This is a genomic window from Sphingomonas sp. BL-S-29 (assembly GCF_055521495.1).
This window is the reverse complement of sequence record NZ_CM145482.1, coordinates 4,592,804-4,606,349: the sequence shown is the minus strand read 5'-3', so window position 1 is coordinate 4,606,349 and position 13,546 is coordinate 4,592,804. Positions and strand designations below refer to the sequence as shown.

General features: G+C 67.3%; 15 protein-coding genes and 1 tRNA gene. 7 read left to right on the top strand and 9 right to left on the bottom strand.

The features are described 5' to 3' along the window. Positions 1-53: 53 nt before the first annotated feature. Positions 54-1,196, top strand: coding sequence for an aminotransferase (locus tag ACZ1I2_RS21975; protein WP_465175845.1), 1,143 nt, complete (start codon positions 54-56; stop codon positions 1,194-1,196). A 136-nt stretch (positions 1,197-1,332) separates the two neighbouring features. On the opposite strand, the gene mtnA is transcribed toward ACZ1I2_RS21975, so the two are convergent. From mtnA to ACZ1I2_RS21940, 7 genes are all read right to left on the bottom strand, one after another. Further along, positions 1,333-2,370 (bottom strand): S-methyl-5-thioribose-1-phosphate isomerase, encoded by a 1,038-nt coding sequence (gene mtnA / locus ACZ1I2_RS21970; RefSeq protein WP_465172061.1) that lies wholly within the window; start codon positions 2,368-2,370, stop codon positions 1,333-1,335. Further along, positions 2,367-3,002 (bottom strand): acireductone synthase, encoded by a 636-nt coding sequence (gene mtnC, locus ACZ1I2_RS21965; protein ID WP_465175846.1) that lies wholly within the window; start codon positions 3,000-3,002, stop codon positions 2,367-2,369. Before mtnC ends, mtnA begins: the two co-directional genes overlap by 4 nt. After that, on the bottom strand, positions 3,003-3,545 hold the full coding sequence (locus ACZ1I2_RS21960) for a 1,2-dihydroxy-3-keto-5-methylthiopentene dioxygenase (protein WP_465175847.1): 543 nt from the start codon (positions 3,543-3,545) through the stop codon (positions 3,003-3,005). Continuing rightward, positions 3,542-4,159, bottom strand: a complete 618-nt coding sequence (mtnB, locus tag ACZ1I2_RS21955; protein ID WP_465175848.1) for a methylthioribulose 1-phosphate dehydratase — start codon at positions 4,157-4,159, stop codon at positions 3,542-3,544. The genes ACZ1I2_RS21960 and mtnB overlap by 4 nt, the downstream gene beginning before the upstream one ends. 37 nt (positions 4,160-4,196) lie before the next feature. Then, positions 4,197-4,270: transfer RNA gene (locus ACZ1I2_RS21950), tRNA-Gly, on the bottom strand. A gap of 43 nt (positions 4,271-4,313) precedes the next feature. Beyond that, positions 4,314-5,687: a glutamate--cysteine ligase gene (locus ACZ1I2_RS21945; RefSeq protein ID WP_465175849.1), complete on the bottom strand. Its 1,374-nt coding sequence runs from the start codon at positions 5,685-5,687 to the stop codon at positions 4,314-4,316. Between the two features lie 32 nt (positions 5,688-5,719). Further along, positions 5,720-6,469: a 16S rRNA (uracil(1498)-N(3))-methyltransferase gene (locus tag ACZ1I2_RS21940; protein WP_465177101.1), complete on the bottom strand. Its 750-nt coding sequence runs from the start codon at positions 6,467-6,469 to the stop codon at positions 5,720-5,722. 102 nt (positions 6,470-6,571) lie between these two features. Here ACZ1I2_RS21940 and ACZ1I2_RS21935 point away from each other — a divergent pair, with 102 nt between their 5' ends. Genes ACZ1I2_RS21935 through ACZ1I2_RS21920 form a run of 4 tightly spaced genes read left to right on the top strand, consistent with a single transcriptional unit; the run spans position 6,572 to position 10,141 of the window. Next, positions 6,572-6,991, top strand: coding sequence for a hypothetical protein (locus ACZ1I2_RS21935; RefSeq protein ID WP_465175850.1), 420 nt, complete (start codon positions 6,572-6,574; stop codon positions 6,989-6,991). Between the two features lie 40 nt (positions 6,992-7,031). Next, positions 7,032-7,976, top strand: a complete 945-nt coding sequence (gene ubiA / locus ACZ1I2_RS21930) for a 4-hydroxybenzoate octaprenyltransferase (RefSeq protein WP_465175851.1) — start codon at positions 7,032-7,034, stop codon at positions 7,974-7,976. 31 nt (positions 7,977-8,007) lie between these two features. Next, entirely contained in the window at positions 8,008-9,354 is a 1,347-nt protein-coding gene (locus ACZ1I2_RS21925; RefSeq protein ID WP_465172069.1) for a TldD/PmbA family protein, read from the top strand. Then, the gene (locus ACZ1I2_RS21920; protein ID WP_465172070.1) at positions 9,347-10,141 is read left to right on the top strand and encodes a 3'(2'),5'-bisphosphate nucleotidase CysQ; all 795 of its coding nucleotides are present in this window, start codon (positions 9,347-9,349) and stop codon (positions 10,139-10,141) included. Before ACZ1I2_RS21925 ends, ACZ1I2_RS21920 begins: the two co-directional genes overlap by 8 nt. Positions 10,142-10,197: 56 nt before the next feature. On the opposite strand, the gene ACZ1I2_RS21915 is transcribed toward ACZ1I2_RS21920, so the two are convergent. Beyond that, entirely contained in the window at positions 10,198-10,458 is a 261-nt protein-coding gene (locus tag ACZ1I2_RS21915) for a hypothetical protein (RefSeq protein ID WP_465172071.1), read from the bottom strand. 6 nt (positions 10,459-10,464) lie between these two features. Then, positions 10,465-11,571: a DNA alkylation repair protein gene (locus tag ACZ1I2_RS21910; RefSeq protein ID WP_465175852.1), complete on the bottom strand. Its 1,107-nt coding sequence runs from the start codon at positions 11,569-11,571 to the stop codon at positions 10,465-10,467. Between the two features lie 137 nt (positions 11,572-11,708). On the opposite strand from ACZ1I2_RS21910, the gene ACZ1I2_RS21905 reads away from it, so the two are divergent. Then, positions 11,709-12,800: a glycoside hydrolase family 43 protein gene (locus ACZ1I2_RS21905; protein WP_465172073.1), complete on the top strand. Its 1,092-nt coding sequence runs from the start codon at positions 11,709-11,711 to the stop codon at positions 12,798-12,800. A gap of 46 nt (positions 12,801-12,846) precedes the next feature. Continuing rightward, positions 12,847-13,380, top strand: a complete 534-nt coding sequence (locus tag ACZ1I2_RS21900; protein WP_465181531.1) for a group III truncated hemoglobin — start codon at positions 12,847-12,849, stop codon at positions 13,378-13,380. Positions 13,381-13,546: the final 166 nt, after the last annotated feature.

Sequence of the window (13,546 nt, the reverse complement as noted above, 5' to 3'; positions counted from 1 at the left end):
GTCGCGCCGGGCAAATACTGGCGCGCCGCCGCGTGCTGCGGCATGGAGGCGCGATGAACCCGATCTACGCGTCGCTCGGCACCACCATCTTCGAGGCCATGTCGGCCCGCGCGCGGGAGACCGGCGCGATCAATCTCGGCCAGGGTTTCCCGGATGGTCGCGGGCCGGAGGATGTGCTTACCGAGGCGGCCCGGGCGCTGCTCGAGGAGTCGAACCAGTATCCGCCGATGCCCGGCACCGCGGCGCTGCGCCAGGCGGTCGCGGATCATTATGCCGTGCATCAGGGCCTTGATCTCGCACCCCAGGAAGTGATCGTCACCTCGGGCGCGACTGAGGCGCTGGCGGCGGCGATCCTCGCGCTGATCACGCCGGGCGACGAAGTGGTGATGTTCCAGCCGCTCTACGACGCCTATCTCCCGCTGGTCGAACGTGCGGGCGGCGTGGCGAAGCTGGTCCGGCTCGAGCCGCCCGCATGGCGCATCACCGCCGAGGCGCTGGCGGCCGTTTCAGGTCCGCGCACGAAACTGCTGATCCTCAACAATCCGCTCAACCCCACTGCCACGATGATGACGGAGGCGGAGTTGTCGCTGCTCGCCGAGTTCTGCGTGAGCCATGATGCGATCGCGATCTGCGACGAGGTGTGGGAGCATGTCGTGTTCGACGGCGCCGCGCACCGCCCGCTGATCGCCTATCCGGGCATGCGCGAGCGGACGGTCAAGATCGGGTCGGCCGGCAAGATCTTCTCGCTGACCGGCTGGAAGGTCGGCTGGATGTGCGCCGCCCCGCCGATCGCCCAGGTGCTGGCCAAGGCGCATCAGTTCCTCACCTTCACCACGCCGCCCAACCTCCAGGCCGGCGCGGCCTATGGGCTGGGCAAGGATCCCGCCTATTTCACGGAGATGCGCGCCGGCTATCAACGCTCGCGCGATCGCCTCGCCTCTGGCCTGGAGAAACTGGGCTATGCCGTGCTGCCCAGCGCCGCGACCTATTTCCTCGCGATCGACCTGCCGCGCTCGGGCGTGAACATGGATGATGTCACCTTCTGCAACTGGCTGATCGAGGAGGCCGGGGTGGTGTCGGTGCCGTTCTCGGCCTTTTACGCGAAGGATGCGGTGACGAGCGTGGTGCGGCTGTGCTTCGCCAAGCAGGATGCGACGCTGGATGCTGCGCTGGAGCGGATGGTCAGGCGACCGTGAGCATTTCGGCGCGGACTTTTGTCATGCCCCTATCGCATTTTGCGCACCGACATGATGTGACGATTATAAATAAATACTTATTTATCAGTTTATTACCTGAGATGCGGAAATCGGCCTTCTGTTGGAAAGAGTGACATTAATCGTCCACTTTTTCCAACAGACCACGCTCGGTGAGGTAGCCGGTGACCAGCCGCGCCGGCGTCACGTCGAAGGCTGGATTGGCTGCGCCTGACGCCGTCACGCGGATGCTGCCGCCTTCGCCCGTGACATGAGTCACCTCGTCGGCGCTGCGTTCCTCGATCGGGATGTCGGCGCCGGTGGCCGTCCCCGCATCGAAGGTCGTATAGGGCAGCGCCACATAGAAGGGCACGTCATTGTCCTTCGCCGCCAGCGCCTTCAGATACGTCCCGATCTTGTTGCACACATCGCCATTGGCGGTGACCCGGTCGGTACCGACGATCACGGCATCGACCTGACCCTGCATCATCAGATGCCCGCCCGCATTGTCGGCGATCACCGTATGCGGCACGCCGTGCCCGGCCAGCTCGAACGCAGTGAGCAGGGCGCCTTGGTTGCGCGGGCGCGTCTCGTCGACCCAGACATGCACCGGGATGCCGGCATCGTGCGCAAGGTAGATCGGCGCGGTCGCGGTGCCGTAATCGACCGTCGCCAGCCAGCCGGCATTGCAATGCGTCAGGATGTTGAGCGGACGATCCGGATTCTTTGCGTGCAGCGCACGGAACAGGTCGAGCCCATGCTCCCCGATCGCGCGGTTGAGCTCGACATCCTCGTCGCAGATCGCGTCGGCGCGGGCGAAGGCAGCGGCGGCGCGCTCGGCCGGGGGCAGGGGGCGCACCGTCTCGACCAGTTTGTCGAGCGCCCAGCGCAGATTGACCGCGGTCGGCCGCGCGGCGAGCAGGGTCGCATAGGCCTTATCGAGCGCCGCGTCCGATCCATCCTCGGCCAGTGCCATCGCCAGGCCATAGGCCGCGGTCGCCCCGATCAGCGGCGCCCCGCGCGTCCACATCTCGCGGATCGCGCGTTCGGCTTCCGCGGCGCTGCGCAGCTCGACCCAGACGATCTTCCACGGTAGTTCGCGCTGATCCATGATGCAGGCGCCGCGCCCGTCCCCGGTGCGCCGGATCGATCGCTGATGCGCGCCATCGAGCTTCATGCCGTGATATCCCCGAAATTGGCGATGTCGCCCATGCCGCCGTCGCGATCGATCAGCAGAGCCTGCATGCCGGCCGCGCGCGCGGCGGCGATTTCCTGCGGCGTATCCGACAGGAACAATATGTCGCCCGGTTCGAGCCCGATCGCGCCGGCGATCACGGCATAGGACGCTGCTTCGCGCTTCGGCCCGGTGGTCGTGTCGAAATAACCCGAGAAAAGCGGGGTCAAGTCGCCCGCATCGCTATGCCCGAACAGCAGTTTCTGCGCCGCGACCGACCCCGAGGAGAAGACGTGGAGCGCGATCCCCGCCGCGTGCCAGCGGCGCAGCGCCGCGACCGCATCGGCATAGATATGGCCGGTGAACGCGCCCTCACGATACCCGTCCTCCCAGATCAGGCCCTGCAACGTCTTGAGCGGGGTGGCCTTGCGGTCCTCGTCGATCCAGCGCGTCAGGGTCGCGATCGGATCGCCCGGTTCCGCCGCCGCCACCTCGGCGAGGATCGGCGCGACCGCATCGGGATGCGCCGCGACGAACGCCGGCAACCGCTCGCGCGCATAGGGGAACAGCGTTTCCGCCACGAAGGCGATGCTCGAGGTCGTGCCCTCGATATCCGTCAGGATCGCCTGCGGCATTCAGGCGAGTGCAGGTTCGTGGCGCGGAAAGCGATCGGCGATGCTGTCGCCGGTGAAGCTCGCGACCCAGCCGTCCGGATTGACGAACAGCCGGATCGCGGTGAAGCGCGGGGCAGGGCCCATGTCGAACCAGTGCTTCATGCCGGCAGGCACCGAGATCAGATCGCCTTTGGTGCACAGCATGTTGAACACCCGCCCGCCCTCATGCAGCGTGAACAGCCCCTCGCCATCGACGAAGAAGCGTACCTCGTCCTCACCATGCGTATGTTCCGACAGGAATTTCCCGCGCAGCGTTGCGCGCTCGGGATGGTCCGGCGCGAGCGCCACCACATCCACCGACTGGTAACCGGCCTCGGCCTTCAGCGTCTCGATCTCCGGCGCATAGACCTCGAGGATCGCCGCTGCATCGGGCAGGGGACGCGTCGGCCAGCGCTCGAACCGTACGCCGATCGTCGCCAGCTCGGCGGCGATCGTCTCGCCGTCCGATGTGTCGAGCAGCGGGGCGGTGCCGTCCTGCTCGTCGAATATCTGCAAATGGCTCATGCTTCGCTCCCTCTGCGGAAACCCGCCTCGGCCAGCTCGGCGGCGATCATCCATTCGACCGCCTCGATCACCCGCTCCGCCTCGGCCATGTCGCGGCCCCAGCCGTACAGGCCGTGGCTGCGGATAAGATAGGCCGGCACCGCGCCCGGCGCCAGCAGGCGCGGCGCCATCGCGGCGTCGATCACCGCCATGTCCTGGCTGTTGTCGACGATCGGCAGGGTGATGTTCGCCTCGTGCGTCAGGATGCCGGGCAGCGCCTTCAGCATCTCATGTCCGGCGAGGGTGTAGCCGTGGAGATCGGGAAAGGCACGGCTCAGCCCGACCGCGGCAGGCGAATGGCTGTGCAGCACGGCGCCCGCATCGGGAAAGTCGCGATAGAGCGCGAGGTGCAGCGCGGTTTCGGCCGATGGCTTCTTGCCGTCGAGCGACGCGCCGGCCGCGTCGACGCGCATTACATCGTCCTCGGTCAGCCGCCCCTTGTGCCGGCCCGACACGGTCACCGCGAAGCTGCCATCGTCCAGCCGCATCGAATAATTGCCCGCGGTCGCGGGGGCCCAGCCCTTGCCGTCGAGCCAGCGCCCGACCGCGACGATCGCAGCCCTTGCGTCAAGCATGCTGACCGCCATGGACGCGCGTCCCTCAAGGAAAAAATGGAGCGGGTAGCGGGAATCGAACCCGCGTATTCAGCTTGGAAGGCTGCTGCACTACCATTGTGCTATACCCGCGCTGAGGGCGAATTACCGGCAAGGGCCGGCGGGCGCAAGCGCCCTAAAAGCGCATCTCGTCATAGACCTTCGAGACGTCGCCGCCCCAGGCCCCGTGATATTTGTCGAGCAGCACCTGCGCCGGCACCTTGCCCGAGCGTACGATCTCGCGCAGCGGATCGAGGAAGCCCGTCTCGTTGCTGCCCGAGGCGTCGAAGCGCGCGCGCGCCGCAAGGCCGCCATTGGCGATGTCGAGCACTTCGCCGGCGATATCGCGCAGCTTGCCGCCCCCGGGGATCGGCGCGTCGAGCGCCAGCTTCGGCACCGCATCGCGCAGCGCCTGGCGCTCCTCGATCGTCCAGTTTTTCACCACGTCCCACGCCGCATCGAGCGCCGTGCCGTCATAGAGCAGCCCGACCCACAGAGCGGGCAGGGCGCAGATCCGGCCCCACGGCCCGCCGTCCGCGCCGCGCATCTCGAGAAAGGTCTTCAGCCGCACCTCGGGAAAGGCGGTGGAGAGATGATCGTTCCAGTCGTCGAGCGAGGGCAGCTCGCCCGGCAGCACCGACAGCTCGCCCTTCAGGAAATCGCGGAAGCTCAGCCCCGCCGCGTCGATGTACCGGCCGTCGCGGTAGACAAAGTACATCGGCACATCGAGCGCGTACTCGGTGTAGCGATCGTAACCGAACCCGTCCTCGAACACGAAGGGCAGCATGCCGGTTCGCGCGGGATCGGTGTCCGACCAGATATGGCTGCGGTACGAGAGCATGCCGTTGGGCTTGCCCTCGGTGAAGGGCGAGTTGGCGAACAACGCCGTCGCCAGCGGCTGCAGCGCGAGGCCGACCCGGAACTTCTTCGCCATGTCGGCTTCGGTTTCGTAATCGAGATTGACCTGGATGGTGCAGGTCCTGAGCATCATGTCGAGGCCCATCGTGCCGACGCGCGGCATGTGCCGCAGCATGATCGCGTAGCGGCCCTTGGGCATGATCGGCAGCTCGGCGCGGGTCTTGTCCGGCCACATGCCCATGCCGAGGAAGCCGATGCCGAACTTGTCGCCGATCGCCTTGACCTGTTCCAGGTGGCGGCCGGTCTCGGCGCAGGTCTCGTGCAGATTGTCGAGCGGCGCGCCGGAGAGCTCGAACTGGCCAGCGGGCTCCAGGCTGATCGCGCCGTCGGGCCCGGCGAGCGCGATGACCTTGCCGCCTTCCTCGACCGGACGCCAGCCAAACTCGGTCAGGCCGTCGAGCAGATCGCGGATGCCGCCGGGCTCGTCATAGCTCGGCGCGTGATGGTCGGAGAGGGAATAGACGAACTTCTCGTGCTCGGTGCCGATCCGCCAGCGATCGACCGGCTTCTCGCCCCGGGCGAAGCTCTGGACCAGCTGGTCGCGGTGTTCGATGACCGCTGCGTTGCTCTTTGAAACGGTCTTCGTGCTCATGGCGGCGCTTTAGCGAGGGCGACGGTCCGACGCTAGAGGGACCAGTCCCCCGCCGCCGCCATCCACAGGCTCACCGCCGCCGCCGCCGCGGTATCGGCCCGCAGGATGCGCGGCCCCAGCCCGATGCCGACCGCCTCGGGCAAGGACCGAATCGCCTCGCGCTCGTCGCTGTCGAACCCGCCCTCGGGCCCGATCAGGATCGCCGCCGGCCCCTGGTGCGCCCGCATCGCTTCCAGCGCGGGCACGCCGCCGGTCTCGTCGGCAAAGAACAGCGCCCGCCCCGCCGGCCAGTCGCGCAGCAAAGCCGGCAACTTCACCGTCTCGGCCAGGTCCGGGACCGCGGTTCGCCCGCATTGCTCGGCCGCCTCGATCATATGCGCGCGCAGCCGGTCGAGGTTGAGCCGGTCGACCACCGTGCGGCGGGTCAGCACCGGCACCAGCCGCGCCGTGCCCAGCTCGCAGGCCTTTTCCGCCATCCAGTCGATCCGCCCTTTCTTCAGCGGCGCGACGCACAGCCACAGATCGGGCACTGGCTCGCGCTCGCGCAGATGCGCGGTCACCTCGAGCAGCAGGTCGCGCTTGCTGACGGTCGCGGCAATGCCCAGCCATTCGCCGCTCTCGCCGTCGAACAGCTTGACCGGGTCGCCCGGTTTCGTGCGCATCACCGACAGCAGATAATGTGCCTGCGCACCCTCGACGCGCAGCTGCGCGCCCTCGCGAAGCGGCGTCTCGACGAAGAGTCGCGGAGTCGATTGCGGCGGCCAGGCGGGGGTTGCGGGCATGATGGGCATCACTAGCCCCCGTCGCTTCTTCCGTCACCCCGGGGCGTGTTCTGTAATATCCCCTATCATGATATGCTTTCAGTAATGGGCGGGAGAGAATGCATGAAGGCGTCGTCGTTTGCCGTGCTCGTCACTGTTATGGCTCTTGGCGGTTGCGGGCCTCGAGTCGATGGGACCACGCACGCGCCGTCTGGCCGATACTCGGGCGTCGGCCTTTATCCTGCCGACCGCACCTGGACCAAGATGAGCGCGGCGGACAAACCTGCCGACAAGGCGACCGCGACCGTCTCGGACGATCAGATCGTCATCGTGATCGTCGACAGCAACACCGGCGAACTCCGCCAGTGTGGCAATATGTCGGGATATTGCATCGGCATGAATCCCTGGACTCGACAACTTGGCAAGTCGCAGGCTGCGCCCATTTCCGTCGTCGAACATGCCCCGGAAAAGACCGTCGATCGCCCCGCGTCCGCGTCGAACGAGGCAGCTCCGGCCGAAACCGACGAGGCGCCATCACGCTAAGACGGATTGCCGCCCGCGCGCGCGGGGCTACAGACGGGCCATGACCCTTGCGCCCGAGATCGTCCCCGACACCGAGCATCACGGCTTTGTCGGGCTCCTGCCGCCCATGGCCCGTCCCTATGCGCTGCTCGCCCGGTTCGACCGGCCGATCGGCTGGTGGCTGCTCTACTGGCCCTGTGCCTGGGGCGTGGCGCTGTCGGGCAACCGGCTGGGCGACTGGTGGCTGCTGCTGTGGCTGCTGATCGGCGCGATCGCGATGCGCGGCGCGGGCTGCGTCTATAACGACATCACGGACCGCGAGCTGGACGCGAGCGTCGAGCGCACCCGCAACCGCCCGTTACCGAGCGGCCGCGTGTCGGTGCGCGCGGCGTGGATCTGGCTGCTGGTGCTTGTCGCGATCGGTTTCGCGGTGTGGTGGCATATCAACCTCTACGCCAAGGGGCTGGCGCTGCTGACCCTGCCGATCGTCGCAATCTATCCCTTCATGAAACGGATCACCTGGTGGCCGCAGCTCTGGCTCGGGCTGGTGTTCGGCTCGGGCGCGGTGGTCGGCTTCGCGGCGGCCGAACCGACGATGTTCGAGATGCACTGGTGGAATCTCGTCGCCGCGATGGTGCTGCTCTATGCCGGCACCATCGCCTGGGTGGTCGGCTATGACACCATCTATGCGATCCAGGACAAGGAAGACGATGCGCTGGTCGGCATCCGCTCGTCCGCGCGCCGCATGGGCAGCCGGGTGCGCGAAGGCGTGGCGATCCTCTATCTGCTCGCGCTCGGTTTCTGGGCGGCGTCCTTCTGGCAGGTCCGGCCCGATCCGATCGCGCTGCTCGCCCTGCTCCCGGTCGCGCTCCATTTCGCCTGGCAGGTCGCGACGCTCAGCGCGAATGACGGCGACAACGCATTGGCGCGATTCCGCTCGAACCGATTCGCCGGTTTCCTCGTCTTTGCCGCCTGTTTTGTCGTGGGCGTATCGTCAGCGCTTTGACCTTCGCGGCGGTCCTCCCTAAGTCCGCTCGATGCTTACTCCAGATCAGGCGCGAGACCGCGCTCAGGACATCGTCGCCCGCGCCAAGGCCGCCGGAGCCGACGCCGCCGATGCCGTGTTCGTCGACGATACCTCGCTCGACGTGTCGATCCGCCTCGGCGCGCTCGAGGATGTCGGCCGTTCCGAAAATGCCGAGCTTGGGCTGCGCGTGTTCGTCGGCCGCCGTTCGGCCAGCGTCTCCACCTCGGACCTGTCGTCCGCCGCGATCACCACGCTCGCCGAACGCGCCGTCGCCATGGCGCGCGAGGCGCCCGAGGATGCCTGGGCCGGCCTCGCGCCGGAGAATCGCCTGCTGCACGGCGCCCCGCCGCAGCTCGATCTCGACGATGGCGGTATTGTCTCGCCCGAGGCGCTGAAGGAAGCCGCGCTCGCCGCCGAGGATGCGGCGCGTGCCGTCGCGGGCGTGTCGAACAGCGAAGGCGGCGGCGCCAGCGCGTCGCGTTCGGTCTGGGCGCTCGCCACCAGCCACGGATTCGCCGGCGCCTATGCCGCGACCGGCTATGGCCTGTCGGCCAGCGTGCTTGCCGGATCGGGCGGCGACATGGTCCGCGACTATGCCCATCATTCCGCCCGCCATCGGCACAAGCTGGAGGACGCGCTGTCGATCGGCACGCGCGCCGGCGAGCGTGCGGTCGCCCGGCTCAACCCCGGCCGGCTCGCCAGCGGCGCGATGCCGGTGGTGTTCGATCCGCGCGTCGGATCGAGCATGCTCGGCCATCTGGTCGGCGCGATCTCCGGGCAGGCGATCTCGCGCAAGACCAGCTTTCTGCTCGACGCGCTCGGCACCCAGATATTTTCGAGCGGCGTCACCATCTGCGACGACCCGCACCGGCCGCAGGGCCTGCGCTCGCGCCCGTTCGACGGCGAGGGCCTCCCCGTGTCGCCCGTCGAGTTCGTCTCGCACGGCATGCTCGAAACCTGGCTGCTCGACAGCGCCTCCGCCCGCCAGCTCGGGCTGGAGCCGACCGGCCATGCCAGTCGCGGTGCCGGCGGCAGCCCGGGCGTGTCGACCAGCAACATGCATATGTGCGCCGGCGCGATGCCGCCCGAGACGCTGATCGCCGACATCAAACGCGGCGTGTTCGTGACGGAGTTGATCGGCATGGGCGTCAATGGCGTGACCGGCGACTACAGCCGCGGCGCGGCCGGTTTCCTGATCGAGGACGGCGAGATCACGACGCCCGTCGCCGAATTCACCATCGCGGGCAATCTGAAGGACATGTTCCTCAACCTCACCCCCGCAAATGATCTCGAATTCCGCTACGGCACCAACGTGCCGACTCTGCGCATCGAGGGCATGACGGTGGCGAGTGGCTGATCGCCCCGGCACCGGGGATCTGGCCGACGCCATTGCGGCAATCGCTGCCGAAGCCGGCGCGGTGGCGCTGGCCAAGTGGCGCACCGAATTCCGGCAATGGGAAAAGAGCCCGGGCAATCCGGTGTGCGAGGTCGATCTGGAGGTCGACGCGCTGCTGCACCAACGCCTCTCGGCGCTGGTGCCCGATGCCGGCTGGCTGTCGGAGGAGACGGTCGACAATGCCGATCGCCTGTCCCAGTCGCGCCTGTGGGTGGTCGATCCGATCGACGGCACCCGCGATTATGTGCGCGGGCGGGAAGGCTGGGCCGTCTCGATCGCGCTGGTCGAGGATGGCCAGCCGCTGATCGGCGTGCTCGACGCGCCAGCGCGGGGCGAGATCTGGCGGGCCGAGGCAGGCAAGGGCGCGACGCTCAACGGTTTCCCGATCCGCGCCGGCAACCGGGCGGTCTTCTCCGGCGCGCGTGTGCCGACCGATACCTTGCCCAAGGTCGACAGCGATCTGGTCGCGGTGGCCAAGCCCAATTCGATCGCGCTCCGCATCGCGATGGTCGCGGCGGGCGAGGCGGATCTCGTGGCGACCTTGCGCTGGGGCTATGAATGGGATGTCGCCGCCGCCGTGCTGATCGCGGCCGAGGCGGGGGCCACGGTCAGCGACGCGTTCGGCAAGCCGCTGTTTTTCAATACTCCCAGCGCGCAGGCGTTCGGCGTGCTGGCGACGACTCCGGGCATCCATGCCGCCGCGGTCGACCGCCTGGCCGATCGAGCGAAGACGCTGGCCATCAAATAATCCCCCAGCAGGGGAGGTGGAATGGCGCTGCCTAAATCGAAACGCTCCGAACGCCGCTATCCCGGCGTCCGCACCAGCTCGACGATGTCGACATCATGGCTCACCCAGCCGCGACTGGCGCCTGCCTCGGCCGCAAGGGCGCGCGTCTTCTTCGCCTCGGCCAATGACTTGCTATGGCCCCAGAAAACCTCGGTCTTGCCGTTGCCCAGACGTGCGACGATCCGCCAATAATGGGTGAATTCGGTCGCGGTCGGCCCGATCGTCTTGACGTAGCCGTCGGGCAGGGTCGCGGTCAGCAGATATTTCTTCTTCGCCACCTGTGCTCAGCCCGCCAGCAGCTCGAACGCCGTACGTGCCATGGTCCGTCCGTTGACGATCAGCTCGACCTCATGCGTGCCCGGATGATGCCGCCGCGTGCTGAAATCCTTGATCGTCTGCCGAATGCTCAGGGCGACCGTCTCGCCGGCGCCAAGGTCGAACGTGCGAAGCTTGAACACCTTGGCGGCGCTCTTCCCACCCGCCCGGGCGTAATGCAGGCGGTAATCCACCACCAGCCGCTGCGCCTCGGCAGCCATCGACCTCACATCGGCAGCGATGGTGACCGCGTCGCCAAGCCGCACCGTCCCCGGCGCAACCGCAAAGCCCGACACGTCGACTGCGGCACCATGCCCCACCCCGATCAGCGCCAGCGCGCGCGGATCGCCCTGCTTGATCAGGGTCCGCAGCGCATGGCGGATGATCCAAATGGTGCGGGCGTCGTCCGCCGGCCATGTCGCCAGCCGGTCGACCAGCCAGTCCGGCCGATCCTTGGCGATGTCGTTCAGATGGTTGGCGACCGACTTGCGCACATAGGCGCTGGGATCGCGCTTCAGCGCCTCGAGAATGGGCGCGGCCAGTGTCGGATCGGCCTTCAGCGCCGGCACCCGCCCCGCCCAGGGCAGCCTCGGCCGGCTGCCTTCACTGGCGAGCCGCCGGACATGCTCGTCTTGATGGCCGCTCCACGCCAGCATCACGGCAAGCGTCCCGGCGCTGTCCTGCGCCAGGAATGGCCGAATCGCGAATTCGGCGGTGCCGAAACGGGTCAGGTCGGCCAGCGCTTCCATTGAAGGCGCGACATCGCCGAGCCCGTGCCGCGCGACGAACTCGGTCACCGCGACCGCCTGGAACCCATGAGTCAGCCGGGGTGCCATGGCGCGGACGATCGTCACCGCTTCGGCATAGTCGGCCGGCAGGGCGATCCGCAGGGCATCGGCGACATGGCGCACCCGTTCCATGATCGACAGCGCATCCAGCCCCGTCGACGCCGCGTCGAGAAAGGCCGCACGATCGAAGCGCGGGGAAACCTGCGCACCGGCGTCGGCGATCACGGTCAGCGCCCGGGGTCCGAGAATGTCCTTCAGCAGCGCGGGCGTCGCCGTCTCGCTGGTCATGCCCCTACGCTCTCCATCATGCTTGCCCCATAGGCGCGCCAGCGCTCGACCACCAGCGGTTGGAGAATTGCCAGAGGCGTCTCTCCCGATCTAGTGTTAGCGGTAACGCCGATACCGGCTTCGGGAGAGGAACGACCATGGGACTGCCGATCAACGCCCTTTTGTCAGCATTGCTGATCGCCGGCACCACCGGCTCGGTCGCAGCGGCGCAGGAGTCGCCCGAGGCGCCCAGGGCTCCGGACGGGCGCCATTTCCTGTCCCAGCCCCTGGTGCGCGACATCTACACCGCCGATCCGTCGGCGCATGTGTGGAACGGCAGGATCTATGTCTATCCCAGCCACGACATCAACGGCCCGACGCCGCAGGACGATCTCGGCAGCCATTTCGAGATGCGCGACTATCGCGTGCTGAGCATGGACCGGGTCGGCGGCCCGGTGACGGTGCATCCGGTCGCGCTCGACGTGAAGGACGTGCCATGGGCCGACAAGCAGATGTGGGCGCCCGACGCGGCGTACAAGGACGGCACCTATTATCTCTATTTCCCGGCCAAGGACAAAGCCGGCGCGTTCCGCATCGGTGTCGCGACCTCGAAATCGCCGGCCGGCCCGTTCAAGGCCAACCCGCAGCCGATCAAGGGCAGTTTCTCGATCGATCCGGCCGTGTTCACCGATGATGACGGCCAGAGCTATATGTATTTCGGCGGTATCTGGGGCGGCCAGCTTCAGCGCAACACCACCGGCACCTATGATCCGAACGGCTCGAAGACCGATGCCGGCACCCCCGACAAGCCGGCGCTCAGCCCCCGGATCGCGAAGCTCGCGCCGGGCATGACGGAGTTCGCCGAGGCGCCGCGCGACGTCGTGATCCTCGACCAGCAGGGCAAGCCGCTGCTCGGTGGCGACCATGACCGCCGCTTCTTCGAGGCGTCGTGGATGCACAGGTACAAGGGCAAATATTATTTCAGCTATTCGACCGGGAACACCCACTATTTGGTCTATGCCATCGGCGATTCGCCCTATGGCCCCTTCACCTATCAGGGGCGCATCCTGGAGCCGGTGCTCGGCTGGACGACTCATCACTCGATCGTCGAAAAGGACGGCCGCTGGTGGCTCTTCTATGCCGACAGCCAGCTGTCCGGCGGCGACACCCGACTGCGCAACGTCAAGGTGACCGAGCTTCACTATAATGACGACGGGACGATCAGGACGATCGATCCGTTTGTGAAGTGAGCAGGGCGCGTAGCGCGGCTCGTGAAGGCAGCAGGAGATCCGGCATTTGATTCCGGTCAGATGCTGGATCGGGGCGCCGGCGCACTTACATCGCATTGGTGACTACATCGAATTCGGACCGCATGATATGACGACCAACCACGCCGAGCAGGTGCGGGCGCGAAAGATGGCCGATGCGCTGCGGTCCGGGATCGACGACCTCTTCATTTCGCGCCTGGTCGAGAATTTCTATGACGCCATCCGCGAGGACGCCTTGCTCGGCCCGATCTTCGCCGAACGGATCGCCGACTGGCCCCACCATCTCGCGCGCATGAAGGATTTCTGGGCCTCGATCATGCTCGAATCCGGGCGCTACAGCGGCAATCCGATGCGCAAGCACATCGCCATCGCCGGGCTCGACGAGATGCATTTCGCGCGCTGGCAGGCGCTCTGGGGCGAAACGCTTGACGGCCTCGCGCCCAGCCTGGCGGTCGCCGAACGGTTTCGCGAAGCGGCGTGGCGGATCGGCGAAAGCCTGCTGATGGGAATCCGCATCCAACAGGGCGGGCTGGCCGCGATCTCCGCACCGTCCGCGTCGTAACGCGTCGCACTACGCTCCGTCTTCTCGACGACCCTCGCGCCTACGCCATGACTGCAAAGCGACGTTGCGCTGTCATCGGCATGACCTCGATCCGCAACGCCCGGGTCATCGCCAGCGCCTAGCGGCGCAGCCACCGGCACAATCGGGTCGCTGAAAAAACAAAAGG

What these genes read in the sequence shown, in the direction of transcription:
- ACZ1I2_RS21975 (WP_465175845.1), top strand. Translation starts at nt 54, where the DNA reads ATGAACCCGATCTACGCGTCGCTCGGCACCACCATCTTCGAGGCCATG.
- mtnA (WP_465172061.1), bottom strand. Translation starts at nt 2,370, where the DNA reads ATGAAGCTCGATGGCGCGCATCAGCGATCGATCCGGCGCACCGGGGAC.
- mtnC (WP_465175846.1), bottom strand. Translation starts at nt 3,002, where the DNA reads ATGCCGCAGGCGATCCTGACGGATATCGAGGGCACGACCTCGAGCATC.
- ACZ1I2_RS21960 (WP_465175847.1), bottom strand. Translation starts at nt 3,545, where the DNA reads ATGAGCCATTTGCAGATATTCGACGAGCAGGACGGCACCGCCCCGCTG.
- mtnB (WP_465175848.1), bottom strand. Translation starts at nt 4,159, where the DNA reads ATGCTTGACGCAAGGGCTGCGATCGTCGCGGTCGGGCGCTGGCTCGAC.
- ACZ1I2_RS21945 (WP_465175849.1), bottom strand. Translation starts at nt 5,687, where the DNA reads ATGAGCACGAAGACCGTTTCAAAGAGCAACGCAGCGGTCATCGAACAC.
- ACZ1I2_RS21940 (WP_465177101.1), bottom strand. Translation starts at nt 6,469, where the DNA reads ATGCCCGCAACCCCCGCCTGGCCGCCGCAATCGACTCCGCGACTCTTC.
- ACZ1I2_RS21935 (WP_465175850.1), top strand. Translation starts at nt 6,572, where the DNA reads ATGAAGGCGTCGTCGTTTGCCGTGCTCGTCACTGTTATGGCTCTTGGC.
- ubiA (WP_465175851.1), top strand. Translation starts at nt 7,032, where the DNA reads ATGACCCTTGCGCCCGAGATCGTCCCCGACACCGAGCATCACGGCTTT.
- ACZ1I2_RS21925 (WP_465172069.1), top strand. Translation starts at nt 8,008, where the DNA reads ATGCTTACTCCAGATCAGGCGCGAGACCGCGCTCAGGACATCGTCGCC.
- ACZ1I2_RS21910 (WP_465175852.1), bottom strand. Translation starts at nt 11,571, where the DNA reads ATGACCAGCGAGACGGCGACGCCCGCGCTGCTGAAGGACATTCTCGGA.
- ACZ1I2_RS21905 (WP_465172073.1), top strand. Translation starts at nt 11,709, where the DNA reads ATGGGACTGCCGATCAACGCCCTTTTGTCAGCATTGCTGATCGCCGGC.